Origin of the sequence: Nocardioides sp. CPCC 206348, from assembly GCF_048654705.1 — a bacterium.
Taxonomy (GTDB): domain Bacteria; phylum Actinomycetota; class Actinomycetes; order Propionibacteriales; family Nocardioidaceae; genus Nocardioides.
Genome location: NZ_JBMCZA010000119.1, coordinates 1 through 25051, shown reverse-complemented (window position 1 = coordinate 25051; position 25051 = coordinate 1). Strand labels below are relative to the sequence as shown.

Below are 25051 nucleotides of genomic sequence, written 5' to 3'. Positions count from 1 at the left end.
CTACGTCGGACAGGTCAGTCGTTGCGCCCAGCAGTGCGTGTTCATCCCTTTCCTCGTCTGATCGCGGCAAAGAAGGCCCGCATGTCATCGGTCAGCTCGACGATCTCGACGTACGGCGCCCCCCAGCGAGCGCCGTCGACGTACGCGAAGGACATCAGTCCCCCGGCCATCACGCCCTGCTGGACGATCTCCAGGTCGGCGCTGCGTGCGCGTTCGAGCGCGGCCGCGAGGTCGTCGGTCTCGAAGCAGAGGTGGTGCAGGCCGCCGCGCGACCACTCGGGTCCCGCCTGGTCGAGGAACTCCGAGTAGATCGACTTCCCCGACACCGGCTGGATCAGCTCCAGCTGCAGGTCACCGGCGTAGGCGAGCGAGACATGGGCGGTGAAGTCCGCAGGGGCTCCCCGGTAGGTCGCCTCCTCGGGGCCGAAGTGGACATCGACCATCCGCGTCCACTCCCCGACGCCGAAGTGGTCGGCATGGAAGGCCTCGGCGGCCTCGATGTCGGCGACCACCCAGCAGAGCTGGACAACCGGACCGGAGACGATGGTCATCGCGGACCTCTCTTCAGTTGATCACGGGACTTCCACGGAAGGCATGATTAAGACATTTGCTTTATTCTGTCAAGTCACCCACCTAGGATGGGCCCATGACCGCCACCCGTCCCGACGCGACCGCGCAACCATCAGGCTCGACCGGGGCCCGCGACCTGCTCCTTGCCACCGCAGAGCGGCTGATCGGCGAGCGCGGTCTCGAGGTGTCGCTCCGGGAGATCGCGGTGGCTGCCGGCCAGCGCAACAACTCCGCCGTGCACTACCACTTCGGCACCCGGGACGCCCTCGTGGAAGCGGTCGTGGAATTGCGCCAGCAGGCCCTGGAGCAGGAACGACTGGAGCGCCTGGTCCAGCTCGACGCCGACGGCGGCACGGACCTCCACTCCCTCGTCGAGGTCCTCGTCGCACCTGCATTCCACACGCCGTACGCCATGGGCGCCACCCACTACGCCCGGTTCCTCGAGAAGGTCCGGGACCACCCCGCCCTGGAGAGCTCAGCGCTGGAGAGCCGCCAGTGGCCGGCGACCAAGATGCTGATCGGCCGGATGGCCAAGGCCCTGGACGATCTCCCGCCCCGGCTGGTCGAGCTTCGACTGCGGTCGATGATGTCGGCGATGTTCGCGCTGCTCGCCGACGCCGAGCGGCAGCTGGAGCGGGCAGGGCGGCGGCCGAAGGCGGCCGCCGCCGCGCCGGTGGTCGACATGCTGGTCGGCATGCTCACCGCACCGCAGGCTCCCTGACTGTCCGGTGCTCGCAATCTCCGCGACGGGAGATCGGCGCCACCCCCCAGTGGCGCCGATCTCCCGTCGTCACGGTCGCGGGTGCGCCATCAGGAACGACCAGGCCTTGGCGTGGAGGTCGTCCAACGCGGCGCCGGTCGGGTAGGCATGCCCGTTGGCGTGCGCAGAGCCGTAGGTCCGCCACAGCACCCGGACACCGTCGTCACAACCGCCGTAGACGGAGCCGTTCGCGCCGTACGGGTTCGGGTCAGCCGTACCGGTCGTCGAGCAGCCGTTCCTGGCGACCCACCAGTCCTTCTGATGAGCGCTGAGTGAGCCGAACAGTGGGTCGCTCTCCGCACCGAAGGCGGCGAATCCAACGCCACGACTCAAGGTGCATGGGTTGTTGAAGTAGTCGAGCGACGACGAGATCGTGCTGGCGCCGGCAGCGAAGGTGCTCTCGGCGTCGCACAGCATCCGCTGCGCCATGAAGCCCCCGAGCGAGCCGCCCTCGACGAAGACCCGGTCGGCGTCAACGCAGTACTTGCCCTTGATGTCGGCGACCACCTGCTTGAGGAACGCGACATCGGCCGAGCCCTGCCCCACGTTCCACGCCTGGCCCCAGGCCGAACCGGCAGGGTAGGCGACGATGAACTTCTCGCTGTCGGCGTACCCGCTCCAGCCGGAGGTGACCTCCTGGAAGAAGGCGTTCGATCCCAGTCCGTGCAGGTCGACCAAGAGAGGCGTGCTCCCGGTCAACCCCGTCGGCACGTGCAGGTTGTAGGACCGGAAGCCCTGGTCCCACCCGGCCCAGACGGTGACGGTCCTGGTGCCGTTCGTCGTGGTGGTGCTGCAGGCTGCGGCCGCCGAGCTGACCGGTGCCACCACACCGAACAGGGCGAGCGTGCTCCCGAGCAGGGCGCCCAACAGCAGGGCTGATGCAGTACGACGTCTACGCATGATCTTCCTCCGACGATGGACAGCAGGACCAGATCCGGACGCTAATCCACTTGCTTTAAATCAGCAAGGCACGCTGCTTGATACCCTCAAGGGAGCGGCTTACGCTCTCGCTGTGCGCAAGAACCTCATCGCCGTGGCCGCAAGCGTGATCGTGACGGTGGGCCTGCCCGTCACCCTCGGCACTCCGCCCGGATCAGCCGCTGCCCCCGAAGCCCCGGCGGGGACACCGGCCACCATCCCGGCGCTGCAGGAGTGGACCCCGGCGACAGGGGCATTCACGCTCCGTGCCGACCCACGCGTCGTCGTCGCCCACGAGGACGCCGACGCACTGGGCGCGGAAGCGCACCTCCTCGCGACCGATCTCGCCCGGATGACGACGACCACGCCGAGCGTCGCCACCGGCGCCGTACCCCGGCCCGGCGACGTCGTACTGTCGCTCGACCCCGATCCCACGCTGGGCACGGAAGGCTATCGACTCGACGTCGGCGACACCTTCGCGATCACGGCGCCGACGACGACAGGTGCCTTCTACGGCGGGCGGAGCCTGATCCAGCTGATGCGCCAGGGCACCACTGTCCCCGCTGGTGCGGCGAAGGACCAACCGCGCTACCCCGATCGGGGGCTCATGGTCGACGCCGGGCGCCGCTACTTCCCGCCCTCGTTCTACCACCGCCAGATCCGGCAGATGGCCTACCTCAAGCTGAACCTGCTGCACCTCCACCTCAGCGACGATGCCGGGCTCGGCGTCGAGAGCGCGCGTCACCCCGAGTCAGTGGCACCCCAGCACCTGACGAAGGACGAGATCCGCGACATCGTCGAGCTCGCGCAGCAGCACCACATCCGGGTGATGCCCGAAATCGACATGCCGGGACACATGACCGGCATCCTTCGCAGCCACCCCGAGCTCCAGCTGCGGAACGCGTTCGGCCAACCGCAGGCCAGCCGACTGGACGTCACCTCCCCCTCTGCCCGCGCGTTCGCTCGCGACCTGATCGACGAGTTCCTGCCACTGTTCCCCGACGCCGAGTGGCACATCGGCGCGGACGAGTACATGCCGGCCTACGAGTACCCGCTCCATCCCGCGCTCGCGACCTACGCGCGAAAGAAGTTCGGGCTGTTCTCCAACGGCAAGGACGCCGTCCATGACTTCGTCAACGAGATGGCGGCCCACCTCCGGGCGAATGGCCGCGCCCCACGCATCTGGAACGACGACGCCGGCGGAGGCTTTGCCGTGCGCCTCGACCCCCGCATCGTGGTCGAGTGGTGGACCGACTTCACGCCCCTTTCGGGCCTGATCCCGCCCAGCCCCCAGCGGTTGCTCGACCGTGGGCACCGGGTCCTGAACAACGGCTGGTGGCCGACGTACTTCGCGGCTCGCGGCCTGCCGGCCCCCGACTTCAACCAGGCCTACGACAAGTGGCGAGTGCACGACTTCTACGGAACCCTCTACTACAACTCGACGATCCAGGCGCCCCCACAGTCGGTCCGACCCGACGAACCGGACAACCTCGGCTCCAAGCTCGCGATCTGGAGCGATGGCCCGGTCATGACGGACCAGCAGATCCTCGACGGAAGCCTGATCGGCCTGCGGGTCGTCGCCCAGAAGACCTGGAAGTCGCCTTCGCCCGCCGGCTACGACCGGTTCGTCGCGATCGCCACGGCCATCGGTGACGCGCCAGGCACTGCCGAGGACTGAAGCGCGTCGACTGCGCAACAAACAGGAGGCTCTGCATCCGATCCGTTGCGCGGTACTGGCCTCAGACCCTCCGCGGATTGCGGATTGTCGCCAAACTCGACGACACAGGTTGTGATCCACCCCACCGAAGGCGCACGCTCGTGCGCGTGACCGAATTGTTGAACCGCCCGGCCTCCGAGCCGACGCCGTCGTACGACCTCGACGACCGGTTCCGCGTGGGTGCACCCCCGACGCTGCTGACCGGCGTGCAGGCCATCGCGCGCCTCCTCGTCGAGCACCGCGCCCTGGACCGGCGCCGCGGACTGCACACGGCGTCGTTCGTCTCGGGCTACCAGGGCAGCCCGCTCGGTGGCCTCGACAAGATGCTCGCCGACATGCAGGACGTCCTGGACGAGAACGACATCCGCTTCGTCCCCGGCCTCAACGAGGAGCTCGCCGCCACGGCCGTCTGGGGCAGCCAGGTCGACCTCCCGGCCGCCAACGCGACGCACGACGGCGTCACCGGTTTCTGGTACGGCAAGGGACCGGGCGTGGACCGCGCCACCGATGCCCTGCGCCACCTCAACATGTACGGCGTCAACCGGCGCGGGGGCGCCGTCCTGCTGGTCGGAGACGACCCCGCCTCGAAGTCCTCGACCGTCCCGGCCGTGAGCGAGCGGTCCCTCGCCGCGCTGGGGATTCCCGTCCTGTTCCCCCGCAACGCCAGCGAGATCGTGACGCTCGGGCTGCACGCGATCGAGATCTCGCGGGCCTCGGGCTGCGTGGTCGCCCTCAAGATCGTGGCCGACGTCGCGGACGGCGCCTGGGTCGTCGACGGCACCGACCTGGACGTCTCACCGGTCATCCCCGCCATCGAGTGGAACGGCCTGCCCTACGTCTACACCCAGAGCCCGATCGTGCTGCGCCCCGCGATGATCGTCGGGGCCGAGGCCGAGCTGGTCGGCCCCCGCACGGAGGTGGTGCGCGCGTACGCCGCCACGAACCACCTCGACGTCGTCGACGTCGACGTCACGGGCGCGAGCACCGGGTTCATCGCGTCCGGGAGCTGCTACGACTCGATGCGCCAGTCGATGACGGACCTCGGCATCACCGACGAGGCGCTCGCCGCGGCAGGCATCCGTGTGCTCCGGCTCGGCATGATGAGCCCGGTCGACCCGTCGGTCATCCACCGGTTCGCCGACGGACTGGACCGCATCGTCGTCATCGAGGACAAGACCTCGTTCATCGAGGCCCAGATCCGCGACATCCTCTACGGCACGCCCGCCGCCCCGCAGGTCCTCGGCAAGCGCGACGCCGCCGGGATGCTGCTGGTGCCCGCGGACGGCGAGCTCACCTCCGGGCGGCTGCTCGCGCCCATGCGCCACCTGCTCCAGGGTGTCGTCGAGCTGAAGCCGCCGGCCGCGAAGCGCACGCCGCTGCCGCTGCTCTCGGCCAGCCGCGGCGCGTACTTCTGCAGCGGTTGCCCCCACAACCGCTCCACCGTGATCCCCGAGGGCTCGATGGGTGGTGGCGGCATCGGCTGCCACGCCATGGTGACCATCTCCGACCGCCCGGAGAGCGCCGTGACCGGCGTGACCCAGATGGGCGGCGAGGGCGCCCAGTGGATCGGGCAGGCGTGGTTCACCGACGCCCCGCACATCTTCCAGAACGTCGGCGACGGCACCTTCTTCCACTCCGCCCAGCTGGCCGTCCAGGCCTGCATCGCGGCCGGCGTGAACATCACCTACAAGGTGCTCTACAACGACGTCGTCGCCATGACCGGCGCCCAGGACGCCGAGGGTGCGCTGTCCGTGCCGAAGCTGACCCACAAGCTGCACACCGAGGGCGTCGCGAAGATCATCATCTGCGCCGACGAGCCCGACCGGCACCGCAAGCGCGACCTGGCGCCCGGCACCCTGCTGTGGGACCGCGACCGCCTCGACGAGGCGCAACGGATGCTGCGCGACATCCCCGGCGTGACGGTGCTGATCTACGACCAGCACTGCGCCGCCGACGCGCGCCGCCAGCGCAAGCGCGGCTCGCTGCCCACCCGCACCAAGCGGGTCGTCATCAACGAGGCCGTCTGCGAGGGCTGCGGCGACTGCGGCGTGAAGAGCAACTGCCTCTCCGTCCAGCCCGTCGACACCGAGTACGGCCGCAAGACCCGCATCGAGCAGACGTCCTGCAACACCGACTACAGCTGCCTCGACGGCGACTGCCCGTCGTTCGTGACCGTCGAGACGGCACCCCGCACCCGTCGTACCCTCCGCAAGGCGAAGCGCCAGGAGACCCGGACGACCAAGGCCGCGAAGAAGAAGCGGACGTACCCGACGCCGCCGACCGTCGCCGCCAGCCCGGCCGAGGAGCGGGTCACCGCGACCCAGAACGTCTTCATGGTGGGCATCGGCGGCACCGGCATCGTGACCGTCAACCAGGTCCTCGCGACCGCCGCCCTCCGGGCCGGGTACGCCGTCGAGTCGCTCGACCAGACGGGCCTGAGCCAGAAGGCGGGGCCGGTCGTCGGGCACCTGCGGTTCGCCGACGGCGACCTCGAGCCCGCCAACCGGCTGACCCCGGGCTCGGCGGACTGCTTCCTCGGCTTCGACCTGCTCACGCTCGCCGAGGACCGCAACCTCGTCTTCGGCAGCGCCGCCGCGACCCGCACGGTCGTCTCGACCAGCCGCACCGCCACCGGTGCGATGGTCCACGACGTGACCGTCCAGCACCCCGAGGAGGCCGGCCTCCTCGACCGCGTCCGGACCGCGAGTGCCGAGCTGTTCGACTTCGACGCCCTCGAGGCGGCGGACCGGATCTTCGGCAACACCGTGGCCGCGAACTTCCTCCTCGTCGGTGCAGCCCACCAGACCGGTGCGCTCCGGCTGCCGGCCGCCGCCATCGAGGAGGCCATCGGGATCAACGGCACCGCCGTCGCGGCCAACATCGCGGCCTTCCGGTGGGGACGCGCCGCGGTCGCCGACCCGGCCGCCTTCCGCGCCGCCAACGAGCGGACCGCCGTCGTCCGCGAGCGGCCGGTCCCGGCATCCGTCGCGGCGTCCGGCCTCGACGGCGAGCTGCTGCGCCTGGTCAGCCTGCGCGCCGCCGACCTCGTCGACTACCAGGACGAGAAGCTCGCCGACGGGTACGTCGCGCTCGTGGCCCAGGTCGCCGCGGCCGAGCGTGCGGTGACGACCGAGACCCGGTTCAGCGAGGCCGTGGCCCGCCACCTCTTCAAGCTCACCGCCTACAAGGACGAGTACGAGGTCGCCCGACTGCTGACCGACCCGGCCTTCCTGGCCGCGACCGGCGAGGAGTTCCCCGGTGGCACCGTGGCCTTCCAGCTGCACCCGCCGGCACTGCGTGCCCTGGGTCGCGACAAGAAGATCAGCTTCGGTCCCCGCTCGCACGGCACCCTGCGCACCCTGGCCCGGATGAAGCGCCTGCGTGGCACCGCCGCCGACCCGTTCGGCCGCGCCCACCTGCGCAAGGTCGAGCGGGAGCTGCGCGACCACTACCGCGCGCTCGTCGCCGACCTGGCCTCTGCTCCGGGCGGTCTGGCCGGCGACTACGAGCGGGCCGTGCGGATCGCCGAGCTGCCCGACCTGGTCCGTGGCTACGAGCACGTGAAGCTCCGCAACGTGGAGAAGTACGCCGCCGAGCTCACCGAGCTCGGGGTGCAGCCGCCGGCGGTCGCCCTGGCCTGATCGGAGCGCGCGTTCGTACTTTCCTAAGTCTATCGAGTAACCTCACTTTGACCGGACGGTCAGAGGAGGCGTCGTGGGACGACGAAGGACAGGCGAATTGCGGGCGGCGGTCGCCGTGAGCAGCGACGCGCTCATCGGCATCGACCAGGACGCGGTGACGCCGACGCCGCCACCCGGTGTCACCCGCCGGGTGGAGCGACCCAACGTCCTGGTGGTCACGATCGACGACCTGGCCACCATCGACATGCCGTACCTGCCGCGCGTGCGGCGGCTGATGGAGAAGGGTGGCGTGGCCTTCAGCGACGCCATCGCACCGACGCCCCTGTGCGCCCCGTCGCGCGCCTCCCTGCTCAGCGGCCAGTACGCCCACAACCACGGCGCCCTCTCGGTCAACGGCCCGAACGGCGGCTACACCGCGTTCGCCGACCACGGCACGCTCGCCACCGCCCTCCAGGCGGCGGGCTACGACACGCTCTTCACCGGCAAGTACATCAACGGCTACGGCAAGGACGGCACCGACCACGACGTGCCGCAGGGCTGGACCGACTGGCGCGCAACGGTCGACCCGTCGACGTACAGGTTCTTCAACCCGAAGCTGAACGTCAACGGGACGCTGGTGCGGTCGAAGGGCTACACCACCGACGTGATGACCCGGCACGCCCAGGACATGATCAGCGCCGACCGCGGCGACAAGCCGTGGTTCGCGTGGGTCAACTACGTCGCGCCCCACGTGGGCGGGCCGGCCGGCCCGGGCGACCCGAAGAAGCTGTACCCCGGCACCCCTGCGGGCAAGTTCGAGACCACCGTGCCCGACCCGAAGGACCGCGGCCACTACCGCAAGGTGCCCCTGCCCCTGGTGCCCAGCTCGTTCCCGGACGGCGACCCGTCCGTCCCGGCCCACGCGCCGGCCAACGCGCAACGCTTCGACGCACTGGAGAAGCGCGCGCTCGACGTCGTCTACCAGCGCAGGATCGAGGCGGCCCGCAGCCTGGACCGCGCGATGGGCAGGTTGTTCCGCACCCTGCGCCGGACCGGGCAGCTGGACCGCACGCTCGTCATCTTCCACTCCGACAACGGCTACGCCATCGGCCCGCACAACATGAACGGCAAGCGCTTCCACTACGACGAGTCGCTCCGGATCCCGCTCTACATGCGGGGTCCCGGCCTGCCGCGCGGCGTCGTGGTCGACACCGCCGTGACCGTCCCGGACCTGACCGCGACGATCTTCGCCGCCACCGGGGTCTCGGCGCCCCGGCCTCTCGACGGCGTCGACGTGCTGCCCTGGATCGACGCACCGACACAGGTACGGGTGGTGCCGGTCGCGGCCTGGCGAGCCGTCGGCGTCGGCCTCACTGCCCTCGGGATGTACGCCGGCGTCCGGGTCGGGCCGTGGACGTACGTCGAGTACCGCCGCGGCGGCGTGGAGCTCTACGACCGCAACGCGGACCCGTACGAGATCCACAACCTCGCCGACGACCCGGCGCACGCGCGGGTCCGGGCCGCGCTGGCGTCCCTCACCGCTCGGTACCGCGACTCCGGCGGCGAGACCGCCCCGCTGGAGATGTACGACGCAGCGCAGCTGGAGCGGCTACACACGCAGCCACGCCAGGACGGCGCGGACCCGGCGGTGGTCGTCGGTGTCGGCCGGCAGGTCGAGCTTCGCGAAGATGCTGTTGATGTGCTTGGCCACGGCCTTCTCGCTGACCACTAGCGACTCCGCAATCCCCGCATTGGCGCGGCCTTCGGCCATCAGGGCGAGGACCTCGCGCTCGCGCTCGGTCAGCCGCTCGATGGGCGAGTCCTTGCGGCGTTCCATCACGGCCGCCACGACCGAGGGGTCCAGCACCGTGGCGCCGTCGGCCACCCGTCGTACGGCGTCGACGAACTCGGCGACGTCGGAGACCCGGTCCTTGAGCAGGTACCCCACCGCACCCTCGCCGCTCGCCAGGAGCTCGCGGGCGTAGAGCTGTTCGACGTACTGCGACAGCACCAGCACCGGGAAGCCCGGCCGCGCCGCCCGCACCGCGATCGCGGCGCGCAGGCCCTCGTCGGTGAACGTCGGCGGCATGCGTACGTCGACCACGGCCGCATCCGCGCGGGGGTCGGCGAGCGCGCGCTCCAGCTCGGGGAGGTTGTCGACCGCGGCGATCACCTCGAAGCCCTTGGCCTCGAGGAGCTGGGTGAGGCCGGCGCGGAGCAGGGCGTGGTCCTCGGCGAGGACTACGCGGAGGGGCGGCACGGGATCTCCCAGTTGACGACGGTCGGGCCACCGACCGGGCTCGACACGGCCATCGTGCCGTCAAAGGCGGCCAGGCGCGCGGCAATTCCCTGCAGGCCGGTGCCGGTGCGCGGGTCCGCACCACCGCGTCCGTCGTCGCCCACCTCGCCCCTCAGGACGCCATCGGAGTGGTGGAGGCGCACCCAGGTCCGGGCGGCACTCGCGTGCTTGGTGGCATTGGCGAGGCACTCGGCGACGGTGAAGTAGACGGCCGACTCGACCGGTGCCGGCAGCCGTGTGTCGACGGCAAGGGAGAGCTCGACGGGCACGGCCATGTCCAGCGCCAGTGCGGAGACGGCGCCGGTGAGGCCGCGGTCGGCCAGCACCGGCGGGTGGATCCCGCGGACCACGTCACGGAGCTCGCCGAGCACCGCCGACGAGTTGGACCGCGCGTCGAGCACGAGGCGACGGGCCGTCTCGGGGTCGCTCTCGAACAGGTCCTCGGCCAGACCCAGGCTCAACGACACGGCGGCCAACCGGGCCTGGGGGCCGTCGTGCAGGTCGCGCTCGATCCGGCGCAGCTCGGCCGCCGAGTGGTCGACCACGACGGCGCGGGACTCGGTCAGCACCTGTACACGCTGCTCGAGGCGTTCGGTCCGGCCGACCGTGAGGATCGCGCGGTCGACCGTCGCCCGGGCGCGCATCAGCGGTCCGACGCCGTACCACCAGACCGGCCAGGTCACCACGCCGACGAACAGCACGAGCGCCAGCAGCGAGATCGCGAACCCGAACGTCATCGCCCAGAGCATCCAGAGGATGTCGCGCCAGGTCATCGGGTCCGTGGCGCGCGTGTGGAGGTTGCGCAGCAGCCCGCCCGGCAGGGGGTGGTACGGCGCCGCCAGCGGCATGCCGAGCAGCCGGCCCGCGATCGACCGGTGGACGCCGACCAGGGCCCGCATCAGCGGCAGCAGGCCCGCGAGCAGGAGCACTCCCACCCACACCACGACCAGCACCGCACTGACCTTGACCAGGACGAAGACGACCACCACCGGCACGAACAGCAGCAGGTGCAGCGCGGCGTACCCGGTGGCCGCCCAGGGACCGGCGCGCAGGTCGTCGGCGTGGGACGGGCCATCAGTCATGGGCCCAGTCTCTCGCGTCGGCGGCTGCCGGACAGTGGTGCAGGCACCACCCCGGGTCGGGACGCTCCACCCCTGACCCACGGCGCCCGGGGCGATTCGCTGGAGGCCACAGCTTCCCAGCCCCCAGGAGTCCCGATGTCCAACCCCCTCGCCCAGCTACCGACCCGCGCGGCGCGCTGGAGCGCCACCCATCCGTGGCGCGCCATAGGCGCCTGGTTCCTCCTCGTGGCCGTCGCCGTCGGCCTCGCCATGACCGTGTCGACCAACGAGGTCAAGGACGCCGACTACCGGATCGGTGAGTCCGGCCGCGCCGAGGCGTTGCTCGACAGTGCCGGCCTCGACCATCCGCCGACCGAGAACGTGCTGATCACCAGCAGGTCCGGCGACCTGGACGGCGCCGACGCCCAGGCAGCCGCCGCCGAGGTCGCGTCCTCGATGGCCGACGTGAAGGGCGTCGTCGGTGTCGGGGACGCCATCGCCAGCGACGACGGCAACGCCCTGCTCGTCCCGGTCGAGCTCACCTCCGACGAGATCGATGCCGAGCCGCTGCTCGATGCGACGGCCGCCGTACAGAAGGCACATCCGGGGCTGGTCGTCGAGCAGGCGGGTGACGTCACGATCGACGAAGCCATCAACGAGCGCGTCGCCGAGGACCTGCACTCCGCGGAGTTCATCAGCCTGCCGATCACGCTGGTGCTGATGCTGCTGGCGTTCGGTGCGCTGATCGCCGCCGGACTGCCCGTCCTGCTCGCCGCGACGAGCGTCGCCGCCACGATCGGGATCAGCGCACCGGTGTCGCTGCTCGTGCCCGCCGAGCCCACGGTGACCAGCATGATCGTGCTGATCGGCATGGCCGTCGGCGTCGACTACTCACTCTTCTACCTCAAGCGGGAGCGCCAGGAACGGGCCGCCGGACGCTCCACCCTCGACGCCGTCGCGATCGCCGCCGAGACCTCGGGCCACGCGATCCTCGTGTCCGGTGGCGCCGTGATCGCCGCACTGGCGGGGCTGTTCGTGCTCACCGACGTCACGTTCAACTCGCTCGCCACCGGCTCGATCATCGTGGTGGCCGTCGCCGTGCTCGGCTCCATCACCGTCCTTCCGGCACTCCTCGCCAAGCTCGGCCGCTGGGTCGACCGGCCGCGGGTTCCGTTGCTCTGGCGCCTCACCCGTCGTACGACGACCGGCTCCATCAGCGGACGGTTGCTCGGCCCCGTGGTCCGTCACCCCGTCGCCGCCCTGGTCGTCGCCTCGGTGGGCATCGTCGCGCTCGCCGTCCCGGCGTTGTCGATGAAGACCCACCAGGCCACGCCCGAGACCCTGCCCGGCGACATCCCCACGGTGCAGACGTTCAAGGCGATCACGGCGGCGTACCCGAGCGAGGGCACGTCGGCCCAGGTCGTCGTCACCGGCGCCGACCCGTCCGCCGCGAAGGCGGCCCTGGAGCGCCTCGCCGACGAGGCCGGTCGCTTCGACGACTTCGCGACGGCCGGTGCTGAAGTGCAGGTCTCCGACGACGGCAACACGTCGGTGCTCGACCTGCCGATGCCCTACGAGGAGTCCGACGACCGCGCCACTGCGGCGATCGAGCGGTTGCGGACCGACCTCGTGCCGGCCGCACTCGACGACCTCACCGGGGCGGAGCACGCCGTCGGCGGCAGCGCGGCCGAGGCGCTCGACAGCTCGGAGAAGCAGTCGGAGCGGATGCCGTTCCTGCTCGGGTTCGTGCTGCTGCTGACGATGGTGATGATGATCGCCGCGTTCCGCAGCGTGCTGCTCGGCGTGGTGTCGACCGTGCTCAACCTGGCGTCGGTGGGCGTCGCGTTCGGCATCCTCGCGGTCGTCTTCCAGCACGGCGTGGGCGAGTCGCTGCTCGACTTCACCAGCCCGGGCTTCGTCATCGACTGGATCCCCGTGTTCGTCCTCGTGGTGCTCGTCGGGTTGTCGATGGACTACCACGTGTTCGTGCTCAGCCGGATCCGCGAGCTCATCGACTCCGGTCTCTCTGCGAGGGACGCCGTCCATCGGGGCATCGCCGACACCGCCGGCGTGATCACCAGTGCTGCGGCGGTGATGGTCTCGGTGTTCGCGATCTTCGCGACACTGTCGATGATGGAGATGAAGATGATGGGCGTCGGCCTCTCGGCCGCGATCCTCATCGACGCGACGGTCATCCGCCTGGTCGTGCTGCCCGCGATCCTGGTCCTGCTCGGGGACCGGGCCTGGCCGAGGCGTCGTACTCCCGTCGCGTCGAGCGCACCGGAGTTGCCGCCCACGTCGTGGGAGTCCCAGAACGGGGTGCTGGTGCCGACCGGCCGCTGACCCTGCACGTGCCGGCCCGGTGGTTGAGGTGCGAGCGAAGCGAGCCTCGAAACCCCCGGGCCGGCAGCACTGTTTCAATGAGCCGGTGCTGCACTCCTTCCACCTGGCCGAGCTGCCGCCCCGCTCCACGAGCCGCGCGATGCTGCGCCCGCCCCGCGCGGGCGTCGTACCCGGCCTGAAGCATGCGGAGACCCTCGCGATGATGCGCCTCGGTTCACCGACCGTGTCACTGGAGCGGATGCAGCTGCGCCGGCTCGCGGTGTTCGCTGCGTGGGAGGACGAGGCCGCGCTCGAGTCCTTCCTGGCGACGCAGCCGCTCGGCCGGCAGCTCGCCACCGGCTGGCACGTGCGGTTGCAGTTCCTGCGGAGGTACGGCGAGGTGGCGGCCCTCGCGCCGCTGCCGCAGAAGGCCGGTGACTGGGACCCGGAGGAGCCGATCGTCGCGGTCACCCTGGCCCGGCTGCGCCTGCGCGAGCTGCCCCGCTTCCTCAGCTGGGGCAAGCCGGTCGAACGCCTCGTGGCCGGTCACCCGGCCGCGGTCTTCTCCACCGCCGCGATGCGCCCGCCGCACACCTTCTCCACCTTCTCGATCTGGCGCACCGTGCGGGAGATGACCGAGATGGTGCACGGGCGCAGCGAGGGAGTCGGCGAACAACCCGCCCACACGGTCGCGATGGCCGAGCAGCGCCGGCGCGAGTTCCACCACGAATCGGCGTTCATGCGGTTCCGGCCGCTGTCGGAGCACGGGACGTGGCAGGGACGAACGCTGCTGCCCTGACGGCATCGCCGTCAGGACACCTCGTCCGCTGTCCGTGGCCACCACAACCGTGGACCGAGCAGGGCGGCCCCGGCCGGGACCACGAGCGTGCGCACCACGAAGGTGTCGAGCAGCAGGCCCACCCCGATGGTGAACCCGATCTGCACGAGCGTGAGGACGCTGCCGGCCATCATCGCGAACAGGCTCGCCGCGAAGATGACCCCCGCCGCCGTGATCACGCCTCCCGTGGCTGTCACGGCGCGTGCGATTCCCTCCCGCGAGCCGTCGGGAGCCTCCTCCAGCATCCGCTTCATCAACAGCAGGTTGTAGTCGGCGCCGACAGCAACGAGGAGGATGAAGGCGATGGTCGGCACGCTCCAGTCCATCGGACGGTCGAGTGCGATCTGCCAGACCAGGACGCCCAGGCCCATGGCCGCCGCATAGGACAGCGCGACCGAGGCCAGGAGGAACCCGGCTGCCACGACGCTCCGCAGCAGCACCAGCAGGATGAGGAAGACGCCGATCAGCGCCACCACCGCGATCAGGGCGAAGTCCCCGTCATTGATCGCCTCCAGATCGGCCATCGTCGAAGCCATCCCCGTCGTGGTGACCGTGCTGTCCTCGAGCTGGGTGCCCCGCAGGCCCCGCTCCGCTGCCTTCCTGACCTCCAGGGCCCGCTCGGTCGCAGAGCGCTCGAACGCGTCCGTGTCACCGAGCACCACGAAGCGGGCGGTCCTGCCGTCGGGAGAGAGGAAGAGGCCACTGGCCAATGCGAACCGCGGGCTGTCGAGGGCCGCGGGAGGCAGGTAGAAGCCACCGATCGCCGGGTCCTTGCCAGCCCTCCCGGCCTCGCGGAGGTACGACGCAGCGCGCTCCAGGCCGCCTCGGAGCTCGGTGACCGAGACGACGATCTCCCCCGTGCCGTCCTCCACCGCCTTGCTCCCGTCGGCGACCTTGTCGGCGCCGAGCGCGAGCTCGCCGAGCTTCGACTCCATCGTTCGGGAACCCGTCTCGAGCTTCTCGACCCCCCGCTCCGCGCGTGACAGTCCCGCGTCGAGAGCACTGAGCCCACGCTCGAGATCCACGGTTCCGTCGGCGATCTGGCGAGCGGCCGTCGCGGCTTCACTCAACCCGGGCAACAGCTGGTCGCGCTCGCCCTCGTAGACCTGGCGGACTCCGTCACGAGCGGCCTTGCAGACCGGGTCCAGCGAGCAGGTCAGGCTGCGCTTCAGGGCGCCGTATGCCAACCCCAGGCCGTCGACCGCGACCTTGGTCTGGGTGTGCGCCAGCTCGAGCCCGTCAGCCAGCTGGTCGGCACCGACGCGCAGCCTTTCGCTGCCCGCCAGGGCCTTGCCGTTGCCCGTGGCCAGGCGTTCGACACCGGCCTGCAGCTGACGGACTCCCGCCACCAGCTGACCCGCGCCGTCGACGGCCTGGTCGGCCCCGTCGGCAACGGCGACGGTCCCGTCGCTCACCTGGCCGGCACCCTCGGCGAGCCGTTCCGCGTCGGCTTCACCCTCACGAAGGTCCTCGCCGGCGCCGTTGAGCCGGTCGCCGACCTTCTCGGCCTGGTAACCGAGCGAGGCCTCGGTGATCGTCGCGCCGAGCGGTCGGGTCACCCCACGGACCGACACCACTCCCGGGGTCCGTGCGACGGCGGCCGACATCTGCTCCAGCGCAGCGAGATCCTTCGCGTTGCGGAGGTCGTGGTCGGCGGTCACCAGGACGTAGTCGGGAAGGGTCTCGTTGAGCGGAAAGTGTTCGCCGAGCAGCTGGTACCCGATGTTGCTCTCGGTGTCGTCCGGCTGCACGGACGCTTCGTTGAAGCTCGGTTGCAGCAGCGGGTAGAAGCAGGCCAACCCGATCAGCGGAACCAGACCGGCCGCAAGCACTCGTGCGGGCCGCGCCACCACGACCCCCGCGATGCGCTCCCACCCCGTCGGCCCCGTGGCGCGAGGTCGTGGATCCAGCCACCCCCGCACGCCCAGCAGGCCGATGAGTGCCGGCATCAGCGTGAGCGAGAGGACCAGCGTCGCCACGATGCTGACGGCGATCGCTGGACCGGTGGTGAGGTAGATCCCGACGTCGGCCAGAGCCATGCAGGCATTTGCGAGGACGACGGTCATCGCGGAACCGATGATGACCGGTGCGACGCGACTGCAGGCCTGGACGGCGGCCTCTCGCGGCGCAACCCCTTCCCTGCGCAGCTCCTGGAAGCGACCGACCAGGAACACCGCGTAGTCGGTGGCGGCCCCCAGGACCACCGCCGTCAGGAACGAGGCAGTGAAGGTCGAGACGTCGAAGGCATGGCCTCCCAGGAGAGCGGTGAGACCTCGGGCACTCGCCAGGGCGATCCCGATGAATCCCAGGATGAGGGAGGTGATCAGGACCGATCGGTAGATGAGCATAAGGATGATCGCGATCAAGGCAACCGTCACGAAGGTGATGTGCAGGATGCTGTGCTCCACCTCGACGGACATGTCCGCGATCGTCGCCGCCGGTCCGGTGACGACCACGTTCAGGCCGGCCGGCTGGTTCTCCCTGACGATGTCCCGAACCGCGTGGATCTGGCCGAGTGCGGCCGGTGCGCCGACGTCGCCGGGAAGGCCGACCTGGACGTAGACCGCCTCACCGTCGCGGCTGGTCACCGCCTTCATGATCTCGGGACTCTTCGTCACGTCCTGGACGAACGCGACGTTCTCCTCGTCCGCTCGGAGGTCCTTGAGGAGCTGGCCGAAGTAGGCCTTGTCCGCCCGGGTGAGACCGCCGTCGCGCTCCAGTACGACGAAGACGGTGCCGAGGCTGCGGCCATTCCCGAACTCACGATCCATCGTGCGAAGGGCCTGCACTGCAGGTGCCTGCGGCGGGACCACCGGTGTCGTGTCCTTCGCCATCACCTGCTCCAGCTGGGGGACCAGCACGTTGACCAGTCCGACCAGGGCCAGGCACGCCACCAACACCGGCAGGGGTCGCCGAATACAGGTACGGGCCAGGGTGACCATCCAGCGACTGGGCTCGTGCGCCATGGCGTGCACTCCTTGCGATGCGCCGTAGCGCCGTCGACGTCTGACCCGTCGATCGGGTCCTGTGACACTGTCAAGTGCGCGATGTGACAGTGTCAACCAAAACCCCCTGTGATCGCAGCCACGCGTGCCCCACCGGGGATGGCTCGAGTTGACTCCGTGTCGGTGGCGCACCACGATCGGAGCGTGCCGAAGCCCCGACCCAGCGCGGACCTGGCACCCGGTTCCCTCCGGGAGCGCCTGCTGGTGGCGACCGCGGTCGAGGTGTCCGAGGTCGGGGTCGACGGTGTCAGCCTGCGTGCCATCGCTCGTCGCATCGGCGTCTCCCACCAGGCGCCGGCCCATGTCTTCGGCTCTCGCAGGGGGCTTCTCACGGCGCTGGCAACCGAGGCCGTGGTCCGGATGCGTGACGAGCTGATCGCCGCCGCCGAGGAAACGCGGGCGTCGGGCAAGAGCGGCGCGCAGGTGGTCGTCGCCATCGGCCAGCACTACATCGAGGTCGCACTGCGCGAACAGGCACTGTTCGCGCTGGCCAGCCGCTCCGAGGTGCTCGACCTGACCGACCCCGACCTGGTACGCGCGCGCAACGAGGCCTGGCTGGTGCTCGTCAACGCCGTCACGGACGCCCAGGCCGAGGGTTGGCGGGAAGGTCAGCCGACCAACGTCGTGGCTCTCATGTGCTGGTCGCTGGTGCAGGGACTGGCAGTGATCTACCGCGACCGGCTTGCCCCTGAGGAGATCGCGACACAGTCGCCTGAGGACCTGGCCCGGAAGATCGCAGACCTGCTCTGAGGTTCGCTCTCGTCCCAGCGACGGGGACGTGCCTCCCGGAGGACGGACTGGTCAGAACGGCCGGACGGGGAGCGGCTTGATGAACGGGTCGAGGAGCCTGGCGGTCATCTCCACGGTCAGCACCTCGGTGGCATCGAGCGGGATGACCTGTCGCTGGGACTCGTCGATCTCCCACACGTCCTCGCCAACCAGGCGGCCCTCGTCGTCGTACGGCCAGATCATGTGCTCGACGTTGGCGACCAGGTAGTGCGCGTCCGGGTCAGCGGGAGCACCGGCTTCGACGAGCAGGCGGCCGGGTGTCTGCTGGTAGATGGTGGCGGTGGAGACGATCATGTTGTCCCCAACCGCGAGCTTCTCGTCCTCGGCGTAGAAGACGCACTGGGCTGTCCGGGACCACTCCTCGTACACCGCCTGCACGGCCTCGGCGCCGTCGAGAACGGTGCTGATGCCGAAGACGTTGAAGTGGTAGACGGGGTGCTCGACGGTCATCTCCGGGGCGAAGATCTCCTTCCAACGCCCGGCCATCTCCAGGTAGCGGTGCCGGTTGTAGGCGTGCAGCAGCCACCGATGGCGCGGGTTCTCCGTCGTCTCGAGCAGGCGCTCGACGGCGATGTTGGTCTGGGTGATGTCGAAGCGGCTCATCGGGGTCTCCTGGTCGGGTGGCGCTGGGGTGCCACCAGAATCTCGTCGCAACGACCCGTGGGTCTTGACCCAGGACGACTGATTCTTGACTCTGGGTGACATGTCGCTGATCCGCGGGACCTCGCTGCAGGGGTTCGTCGAGCTCGTAGACGAGCTGGGTGCGGACGCAGAAGGCCTGCTCCGGTTCGCGCACCTGAGCCCCGAGGTGGTCGGCCGCCACGACGCCTTCGTCGACTACCGAAGCGTCATCAGCGTCCTCGAAGCCGCCGCTCGAGCGACCGGCACAGGTGACTTCGGGCGTCGCCTCGCGGACAGGCAGGGGCTGGACATCCTGGGGCCCCTCGGCGTGGCGGCCCGCACCGCACCGACGGTCGGGGCTGCGTTCGGGTCGATCGAGAAGTACATGACGGTCTACAGCCCGGCCATCGCCATCACCGTCACCCATGAGCCGGGCCACCGTCTGGCCACCTTCGAGTGGCGGATCATCGTCGACCGCCCGCCCGCACATCGACAGTCGGCCGAACTGGCGTTGGGAGTGACCTGCCGGGTGTTCCGCCTCCTGTCCGACCCGGACTTCGTACCGACCTCGGTACAACTGCGTCACGATGCCCTGACCGACCGGTCCGGGTACGTGCGCTACTTCGGTTGCCCGGTGGAGTTCTCCGCGAGCACCTACGGCTTCCGGTTCCCGGCCGCGGTCCTGGCCCGCCCGCTCGATGCCGACAGCGCGGTCCACGCCGTCGTGGAGGACTACCTGAGCACCGTCGTGGCCCCGACCACGACCAGCGTGGTCGATGCCGTCACCCGGCTCGTTCGCACGATGCTGCCGACCGGCGGGCTCGACCTGGACCTGGTGTCCGAGCAGCTGGCGCTGCACCGCCGCACGCTGCAGCGCCAGCTCGCGGAGCGCGGCGTCACCTTCGCCGGGCTCGTCGACCAGGTACGTCGCGAGGAGGCCGCGCGCTATCTGCGCGAGACCGACATGCCCCTGGGCCAGCTGGCCGGCGTCCTGGGCCTGAGCGAGCAGAGTGCACTGACCCGGGCCAGCAGGCGCTGGTTCGGAGCCTCTCCGTCCCACGTCCGCAAGCACGGTCCAGACCCGGCGGCCGTCCTGAGGGAGGAATGAAGTCCACGGGCGGCGATCCGAAAATGAACGAAGCCCCGGATCGATGACCCGGGGCTTCGTCTCACGTGAGCGTTTCAGGTTTGCAGGTCAGCGGCCATGTTTCGAGGGTGCTCCTACGGACCGTGGTGTTGGGCTCCTACGATTCGTTTGTGCTGGTCAGAGCGGGTTTTGCATGGCCGACTGGGTAGTTGCTGGACGGTTTGGAGCTGTTCTAAGGGTTGAGTGGACGTGTCGTCCGGTGAGCCGGTCGGGTCGGGAGGTCGGCCGTGGCGGTTTCGGGCGCTTGGGGGCTCGCTTGGCTCCTACGATTCGTGGGGCTGAAATGCAAAGAGGGACCGACCGCCTGGGCGGTGGTCCCTGTTTGGGGTGCGTTTGGGTCTAGAAGGCCGGCGGGTTGAAGTGTCGACTGGCTGCCGAGAGGACGCCCATGAGATAGCCGGTTCGGTGGGTGACGCCCATGGTGGCGAGTTGTTCACGCTTGTTTGCGAGGGTCTTGGCTGCCGTTGGGCATTCGGCGAATGGTCGCTGTTCGTCGTGCTGTGCTCCGGCAGCGATGAGGGCGAAGTCTTCGCAGCCGTCCTCGAAGCCGGGCCATGCGGCCCATTGATCGGGGTTGCCCGTGTAGGGCTCGGCGATGGGTCGCCGGGTGATTTCGTAGTTGGCGGCGCCTTCGATCGCGGCGATGACGGAGTTGATCTCGGCTCCTCGAAGGCTGTTGCCGATTGTGTCGAGCGCTGTTTGGGCGGTGTCTGGGTCGATGAGGTTGTTCCGGTGCGTTGGGTTTTCGTGGCGGGTGCGGGCGGCCAGGAGGGCGATGAGTAGACCTGTTTCCTGGGCGTCGTTGGTGGCTCTGGTCATTGGGTTGGTCCGTTCGATGGTCTGGGCGGGCGTCGGGTTAGAGGTGGGTGAGGGCGACGCCCTTTTCGTGGAGGTAGTTGTCGGCGGCGTTGGCGAGGCCGGCGATGAAGTCGCGTAGGTCGCTGGCGCAGGTTTCGTCGTGTTGCCAGAGGACTTGGTCGGCGATGTGCGCGAATCGCCTGGCGGCTACGGGGTCGTTGTTGTCGGTGGCTGCGTGGGCGGCGGCGATGAGAAAGTCGGCGTAGTTGCGGCCTTGGTCGTAGTGGTAGTTGGAGTCGTGATGGCGGGCGTGCCCACAGTTGTCGGGCAGCGGGGTGTTCGCTGTGGTCGTCATGGGTTGTCTCCTCGTAGGTTGTGTCGGCCGCGAGGTTGTTATCGGCGTGTTTTAGCGCGGTTGGCACTCGGGTGCCCGTCACCCGCCTGATATATCATTTTTGCTACACTTTGATGTTGGGCGGGCGCTGCCGGGCGGTCAAGAAACCACACGGTTGTTGTTCGTGCCGCGTCCGATGGGCACCACGATCTGCTCCGCAGTTGTTGGGCCTGGCGGCTGAACGCCGCTGGCCTGCTTCCCGACATTCACACGACACGGATCCGTGTCGGCCGAGGAACCTGCGAGACGGGCTAGCCTCGAAAGGATGACTGAGGACACCGCCATCGAGCCGGACGAGGAGGACGGCGTCTCTCCCAATGACGCCGAAATCTCCATCGACCAGGGCCCGCTGGCTGCTCGAAGCGCACACCGCACGCAGTGACGGGCTTATTAGCCGCGCGGTCGCCCTCCTCGGATTCATCGGTCTCGTCCTCGCCCTACTGCTTCAAGGCAGCGCATTGAAGGGCATCGACCCGAGTTGGTGGACCTGGTCCTTTCTCATCGCCGCCGTGGTGTTCATGGTCATCAGCGCGTGGCTCTCCCTGCGCACCATCTCCCCCAAACAGACCGCTCTGCCGGGCGTCAACGACCTCACAGACTGGCGGGAGCAGCACCTCCGCAAGCCGCAGCCCGGGACCGCCGGGCCGCAAGTTGCCGAGAGCCTTCTCCTGAACCACTACGTGCCCGACACAAGAGGGATGCATGGCGGCTTCGACTCGAAGGGCTGGCCCGCCTCGACGTCGTAGCCACAGTTGAACGAACCTCGAACCAACCGTCAGAGTTGCTGAGCCAGCGCACCGATGAACTTGCACGCCTCATGCTCCGCATGATCACTTATCGCATCACCGAAGAGCGGCACAGGGACTGGGTCCGAGTCAGCCATCACGATACGGGCCGAACTCGACCACATCCAGGCCCGCCTGTCTCGTCGTACGACCGCTCCTTCCAGCACTTGGCGTCACCGAGCTGGATTTCGACAACTGAACGGACCGGCCGCGCCCACCCCGACATCGCGTCGGGTTGGTGGATCCGCGAGCCCTGCGAGTGCGCGCTCCACCCTTCCTTGGCCTTTCGCGCGGCGACGTAGGCGATAAGAGTGTCGGTCAGCCATATGGACCGCCACTCGGTGTTGCCGCCTTCAATGCGCCGCTCGACCAGCGAAGCAATCGGCTTCGCGCCTCCGGTCAAAGTCGACATATGTGCCCACAGCGCGACAGGAGCCGTGGCCTGGGCGTGTCCGTCGATCATCCGGGACTCTGCTTCATAGCCGAGCCATTCCTCAGGCATTCTCATGTTCCACACGTTAGGCGCGGGTTCCGACACCTAGCCTGACATTTACCCCCGGCATCCGAGGTTTTCGGCAGAGAAACGCGGACTGCTGGACGAATGGGTCTGCTGCGCGGATCGGTGTCATCTGGGTCTCCTGCACTGACGCGTGTCATCGGACAGTGAGCGCTTCCCAGCAGGGGCAGAGTGCAGATTCACGCTCAAACCACGTCCATAGACCTCGCCCGCCAACACGCAAGTGAGTGAGTGCGTCTCGGCGTCGCCCTTTCGTCGGCGGCGAGGGATCTGCAGGCCCCCAGAACCGGCGATGTCGCCCGGCACGGGGACCCTCGGCGAGTTCTCCGGCGACGTCATGACAACACGACGCCTTGCATGAGAACGCGCCAGTTTGGTTCAAACGAGGTGCGGGACACCGTCTGGTCGGGACATCAGGCTGGCGCTCTGCGCGCGGCGCGCGCGATATGCGGCTTCGATGGACTTGCCGAGAGGGGTCTCCTCCTCGCCGTCGAGCAGGTCCTCAAGTTCGTCATTCTGGAACTTGCCGAGCTCAACGCGGGTGATCGTCACTTTCTCTCCTATTTTGCCTGGGTTCCGGCGCTTCGCGAAGTTTCGCCGATTCACCTGTTAGAACCAGCGATGCCGTTCGATTCTTCCTTCCGCGTCCTGCTGTGTCTGTGGCTGGATAGCCGGGCAATCCTGCAACTGACGTGACTTTGTGAAGACTTTCACAACCACCTCTTTGCGACGAATCCTAGCAGTGCACATCGGCCGTCCGGGGGCGTATGGCGGGACGTCATCAGGTAGTAACGGGCTTGTCATGTGTGACTGCGTCGGGCGGACTGCGTCGCTCGTGAACTGGCCTTGAGATATCCCAAGATTTCCTGCTTTGCTTCGGCGAGAGTGCCTTCGTCCTTGAGAATTGCTTCGCCGAGGTACGTCATGACCTCAAACGCGCGTAGAAGGGTCTTGAGGTTGGGGATGGCGATCGCGGACTCCACGCTTACGCCGTCGCCCAAGCGCGGGTCCTCGTCTGGGTAAGGCCTCATGGATGCGAGCACGGCGACGCCGAGCGGTAGTTGAAACGTGCTCCTGTCGACCCAGATCGGGATGCCGACGTAGGTCTTCCAGCGGCCGGCGTGGCCCTTCGGTTCGTTGTGGACCATGGGGGCGGCCATAGTGAAGACGCGTGCAGCGAAGTACTGACTGTCTGGTGCGATGTCGGCGTAGTGAGCGGTGCGGACGTCGTCCCACGGGCCGATTGAGGTTCCAATGAGTCGCAGACGTCGTGCATGGTTTGGGTCATAACGACCCCAGAGTTCGAGTTTGAGTTCTTCGCCAGGCGCGAATTTTGCAACTGTGCGGATGCGGTCGAGCGATTTCTTTAGGACTTGGTAGGCCGCCTCAGGGCTGTTGGGGTTCTCGAAGAGGCGCGGTTGTTGGGCGCCCCACCACTCGCGAAGGCGTCGGTTGTAGCGCGACGGGTGAGACTCAGTCCGTTGCGCAGTTCCGTCGCCCCGATACATGGCGCCGGCGACTTCGGAGAGGAACTGGCCGACTTGGCCGAAGTGGTGTGGGTGAACGGTTTCGAGCCCAAGAGCCTCGTGGCGTCGGTCCATGAGAGGCCTCAGCGTCTTGTCGCTCCACTCGGGAGCCTGGAGGGGGGAGATTACGTATCGTCGCCGCTTGGGCCCGGAGTTTTCCGCGCCTTGGTTGGTCGCGGCGAGAAGCGCCTCGCACAGCGGGCCGTCCGTGAGAGATGAGCCGACGACGATGAGATGCCGGTGCTTGAAGAGGGTCTCAAGGATTTCCGTGGTTCGACGACGAGTTTGGTTGTAGGTGAGTTCCCCAACGACCGGGGTGCCTACCGATTCTTCTTCGCCAACAAAGCCATGGATGTGGATGCAGGTGATTGTTGGACTAGTGGACTTCTTTGTGGAGATCCGAGGCAGCTCGTAGGCCACACCAGGAGGGGCATCGGAAGAGAACCCGGCAGTCCCACTCGCGCCCGACGCGTCGGTGTCGGATCCGGTGACGACCTCGAGTGGTTGAAGCACGGACGCGAACGACTCTGGGAACAGGCCGCGCTTCTCCTCGTAGTAACGCTGAAGTTCTCGGTAGAGGTACTCGTCGTAGTTGGGGGTCACGAGGATGGTGGAGTGCCCTCGGTAAGCATTCGCGTACGCGAGAGCGGCGATGTTCCACAAAAGGCGTCCGCGAAGGTGCTTCCGGGAGCTGTAGAGCGTGGCGCGGATGCTGTCGCGGAGGTTGCGCTCAAACTCGGCTTGATCATCTGTTGAGTCGCGAAGCAAGATCTCGGCGGTCGTAGCGGACCGCTCATTCGACGTTGATGCAATGAGCGCTCTGGCCGTATCCCTTTCGACTCCGTTCTTTTCCAAGATCGTCTGAATCATTGCCGACCATGACGTACCCGTCCGATCGATCGTTCCGCCGAGCCCTACGTAGATGGTGAGGGGGCCAGGCTTGCTCAAGTCGGCGATCATGCCCGGTGTTGGCTGATCGTTGAAGAAGTGGCCTGACATGCGGCTGCCCCTAACTGGGTCGTTGAGCGGGCTACAAAACTCCGAGCATTCTGTCGTTAAATGACACCCACCACGTTCAAATCCGACAACGAGTAAACGGGTCTGCTGCACGGATAGGCGTCACCCGGGCCTGCGACGATTCCCCAACATGGACAGAGTGCATATTCACGCTCAAACCGCGTGCATGGACGTCGCCCGCCAGAATTGCGAAGGGGATGTGCATCACGCTGGCCGAGTTGGCCCCGCCAGGTCACGACCTCCGCTGGGTCATGCTGTCACCAGATCATGCAGCAGTCCCTCTAGCCGGTGCGCGAGACCCTCCGGCCTCTAGGGCGTGTCTCCCAAGTCCGCGCCGGTAGGGCTGT

General features: G+C 68.6%; 19 protein-coding genes and 1 pseudogene. 10 read left to right on the top strand and 10 right to left on the bottom strand.

What is annotated here, in order from left to right:
• Window positions 1–41: 41 nt before the first annotated feature.
• Window positions 42–551, bottom strand: a complete 510-nt coding sequence (locus tag ACOADB_RS07205; protein WP_378597284.1) for a VOC family protein — start codon at window positions 549–551, stop codon at window positions 42–44.
• A 95-nt stretch (window positions 552–646) separates the two neighbouring features.
• Here ACOADB_RS07205 and ACOADB_RS07200 point away from each other — a divergent pair, with 95 nt between their 5' ends.
• Window positions 647–1291 (top strand): TetR family transcriptional regulator, encoded by a 645-nt coding sequence (locus ACOADB_RS07200; RefSeq protein ID WP_378597283.1) that lies wholly within the window; start codon window positions 647–649, stop codon window positions 1289–1291.
• Window positions 1292–1360: 69 nt separating this feature from the next.
• Here ACOADB_RS07200 and ACOADB_RS07195 read toward each other — a convergent pair whose 3' ends face one another.
• Window positions 1361–2230 carry an alpha/beta hydrolase family esterase gene (locus ACOADB_RS07195; protein WP_378597282.1) on the bottom strand — a complete coding sequence of 290 codons (870 nt, stop codon included), beginning with the start codon at window positions 2228–2230 and terminating at the stop codon, window positions 1361–1363.
• Between the two features lie 112 nt (window positions 2231–2342).
• On the opposite strand from ACOADB_RS07195, the gene ACOADB_RS07190 reads away from it, so the two are divergent.
• From ACOADB_RS07190 to ACOADB_RS07180, 3 genes and pseudogenes are all read left to right on the top strand, one after another.
• Window positions 2343–3926 carry a family 20 glycosylhydrolase gene (locus ACOADB_RS07190; protein WP_378597281.1) on the top strand — a complete coding sequence of 528 codons (1584 nt, stop codon included), beginning with the start codon at window positions 2343–2345 and terminating at the stop codon, window positions 3924–3926.
• A gap of 146 nt (window positions 3927–4072) precedes the next feature.
• Window positions 4073–7606 (top strand): indolepyruvate ferredoxin oxidoreductase family protein, encoded by a 3534-nt coding sequence (locus ACOADB_RS07185; protein ID WP_378597280.1) that lies wholly within the window; start codon window positions 4073–4075, stop codon window positions 7604–7606.
• Between the two features lie 73 nt (window positions 7607–7679).
• Window positions 7680–9107, top strand: a pseudogene (locus ACOADB_RS07180) (sulfatase); the annotation flags it as partial.
• An 87-nt stretch (window positions 9108–9194) separates the two neighbouring features.
• On the opposite strand, the gene ACOADB_RS07175 reads toward ACOADB_RS07180, so the two are convergent.
• Together ACOADB_RS07175 and ACOADB_RS07170 are read right to left on the bottom strand one after the other, a co-directional pair.
• Window positions 9195–9845, bottom strand: a complete 651-nt coding sequence (locus ACOADB_RS07175) for a response regulator (protein ID WP_378597279.1) — start codon at window positions 9843–9845, stop codon at window positions 9195–9197.
• The gene (locus ACOADB_RS07170; protein WP_378597278.1) at window positions 9827–10966 is read right to left on the bottom strand and encodes a sensor histidine kinase; all 1140 of its coding nucleotides are present in this window, start codon (window positions 10964–10966) and stop codon (window positions 9827–9829) included. Before ACOADB_RS07170 ends, ACOADB_RS07175 begins: the two co-directional genes overlap by 19 nt.
• Window positions 10967–11101: 135 nt before the next feature.
• Between ACOADB_RS07170 and ACOADB_RS07165 the strand changes: the two genes are divergently transcribed.
• Entirely contained in the window at window positions 11102–13288 is a 2187-nt protein-coding gene (locus tag ACOADB_RS07165) for an MMPL family transporter (protein WP_378597277.1), read from the top strand.
• 85 nt (window positions 13289–13373) lie between these two features.
• Complete coding sequence (locus ACOADB_RS07160) at window positions 13374–14066, top strand: hypothetical protein (protein WP_378597276.1); 693 nt, start codon at window positions 13374–13376, stop codon at window positions 14064–14066.
• An 11-nt stretch (window positions 14067–14077) separates the two neighbouring features.
• Here ACOADB_RS07160 and ACOADB_RS07155 read toward each other — a convergent pair whose 3' ends face one another.
• Window positions 14078–17071, bottom strand: a complete 2994-nt coding sequence (locus ACOADB_RS07155; protein WP_378597275.1) for an RND family transporter — start codon at window positions 17069–17071, stop codon at window positions 14078–14080.
• A 183-nt stretch (window positions 17072–17254) separates the two neighbouring features.
• On the opposite strand from ACOADB_RS07155, the gene ACOADB_RS07150 reads away from it, so the two are divergent.
• Window positions 17255–17860, top strand: a complete 606-nt coding sequence (locus tag ACOADB_RS07150) for a TetR/AcrR family transcriptional regulator (protein WP_378597274.1) — start codon at window positions 17255–17257, stop codon at window positions 17858–17860.
• Window positions 17861–17911: 51 nt separating this feature from the next.
• Here the strand turns inward: ACOADB_RS07150 and ACOADB_RS07145 are convergent, their stop codons facing one another.
• On the bottom strand, window positions 17912–18502 hold the full coding sequence (locus tag ACOADB_RS07145) for a hypothetical protein (protein ID WP_378597273.1): 591 nt from the start codon (window positions 18500–18502) through the stop codon (window positions 17912–17914).
• A gap of 100 nt (window positions 18503–18602) precedes the next feature.
• Here ACOADB_RS07145 and ACOADB_RS07140 point away from each other — a divergent pair, with 100 nt between their 5' ends.
• Window positions 18603–19628 (top strand): AraC family transcriptional regulator ligand-binding domain-containing protein, encoded by a 1026-nt coding sequence (locus ACOADB_RS07140; RefSeq protein ID WP_378597272.1) that lies wholly within the window; start codon window positions 18603–18605, stop codon window positions 19626–19628.
• Window positions 19629–20006: 378 nt separating this feature from the next.
• On the opposite strand, the gene ACOADB_RS07135 is transcribed toward ACOADB_RS07140, so the two are convergent.
• On the bottom strand, window positions 20007–20486 hold the full coding sequence (locus tag ACOADB_RS07135; protein ID WP_378597271.1) for a hypothetical protein: 480 nt from the start codon (window positions 20484–20486) through the stop codon (window positions 20007–20009).
• A 37-nt stretch (window positions 20487–20523) separates the two neighbouring features.
• Window positions 20524–20820, bottom strand: a complete 297-nt coding sequence (locus ACOADB_RS07130) for a hypothetical protein (RefSeq protein WP_378597270.1) — start codon at window positions 20818–20820, stop codon at window positions 20524–20526.
• 497 nt (window positions 20821–21317) lie between these two features.
• On the opposite strand from ACOADB_RS07130, the gene ACOADB_RS07125 reads away from it, so the two are divergent.
• Entirely contained in the window at window positions 21318–21605 is a 288-nt protein-coding gene (locus ACOADB_RS07125; protein ID WP_378597269.1) for a hypothetical protein, read from the top strand.
• A gap of 136 nt (window positions 21606–21741) precedes the next feature.
• Here ACOADB_RS07125 and ACOADB_RS07120 read toward each other — a convergent pair whose 3' ends face one another.
• Window positions 21742–22152 carry a hypothetical protein gene (locus ACOADB_RS07120; protein ID WP_378597268.1) on the bottom strand — a complete coding sequence of 137 codons (411 nt, stop codon included), beginning with the start codon at window positions 22150–22152 and terminating at the stop codon, window positions 21742–21744.
• Window positions 22153–22518: 366 nt separating this feature from the next.
• Between ACOADB_RS07120 and ACOADB_RS07115 the strand changes: the two genes are divergently transcribed.
• Entirely contained in the window at window positions 22519–22857 is a 339-nt protein-coding gene (locus ACOADB_RS07115) for a hypothetical protein (protein WP_378597267.1), read from the top strand.
• A gap of 104 nt (window positions 22858–22961) precedes the next feature.
• On the opposite strand, the gene ACOADB_RS07110 is transcribed toward ACOADB_RS07115, so the two are convergent.
• A complete protein-coding gene (locus tag ACOADB_RS07110) occupies window positions 22962–24686 on the bottom strand; it encodes a hypothetical protein (RefSeq protein WP_378597266.1) in 1725 nt (574 codons plus the stop codon).
• Between the last annotated feature and the right edge of the window lie 365 nt (window positions 24687–25051).

Bases quoted from the DNA above. Each gene is read 5' to 3' on its own strand.
- ACOADB_RS07205 (WP_378597284.1), bottom strand. From the start codon at position 551: ATGACCATCGTCTCCGGTCCGGTTGTCCAGCTCTGCTGGGTGGTCGCC.
- ACOADB_RS07200 (WP_378597283.1), top strand. From the start codon at position 647: ATGACCGCCACCCGTCCCGACGCGACCGCGCAACCATCAGGCTCGACC.
- ACOADB_RS07195 (WP_378597282.1), bottom strand. From the start codon at position 2,230: ATGCGTAGACGTCGTACTGCATCAGCCCTGCTGTTGGGCGCCCTGCTC.
- ACOADB_RS07170 (WP_378597278.1), bottom strand. From the start codon at position 10,966: ATGACTGATGGCCCGTCCCACGCCGACGACCTGCGCGCCGGTCCCTGG.
- ACOADB_RS07165 (WP_378597277.1), top strand. From the start codon at position 11,102: ATGTCCAACCCCCTCGCCCAGCTACCGACCCGCGCGGCGCGCTGGAGC.
- ACOADB_RS07155 (WP_378597275.1), bottom strand. From the start codon at position 17,071: ATGGCGCACGAGCCCAGTCGCTGGATGGTCACCCTGGCCCGTACCTGT.
- ACOADB_RS07145 (WP_378597273.1), bottom strand. From the start codon at position 18,502: ATGAGCCGCTTCGACATCACCCAGACCAACATCGCCGTCGAGCGCCTG.
- ACOADB_RS07140 (WP_378597272.1), top strand. From the start codon at position 18,603: ATGTCGCTGATCCGCGGGACCTCGCTGCAGGGGTTCGTCGAGCTCGTA.
- ACOADB_RS07135 (WP_378597271.1), bottom strand. From the start codon at position 20,486: ATGACCAGAGCCACCAACGACGCCCAGGAAACAGGTCTACTCATCGCC.
- ACOADB_RS07130 (WP_378597270.1), bottom strand. From the start codon at position 20,820: ATGACGACCACAGCGAACACCCCGCTGCCCGACAACTGTGGGCACGCC.
- ACOADB_RS07120 (WP_378597268.1), bottom strand. From the start codon at position 22,152: ATGAGAATGCCTGAGGAATGGCTCGGCTATGAAGCAGAGTCCCGGATG.
- ACOADB_RS07115 (WP_378597267.1), top strand. From the start codon at position 22,519: ATGAGAACGCGCCAGTTTGGTTCAAACGAGGTGCGGGACACCGTCTGG.
- ACOADB_RS07110 (WP_378597266.1), bottom strand. From the start codon at position 24,686: ATGTCAGGCCACTTCTTCAACGATCAGCCAACACCGGGCATGATCGCC.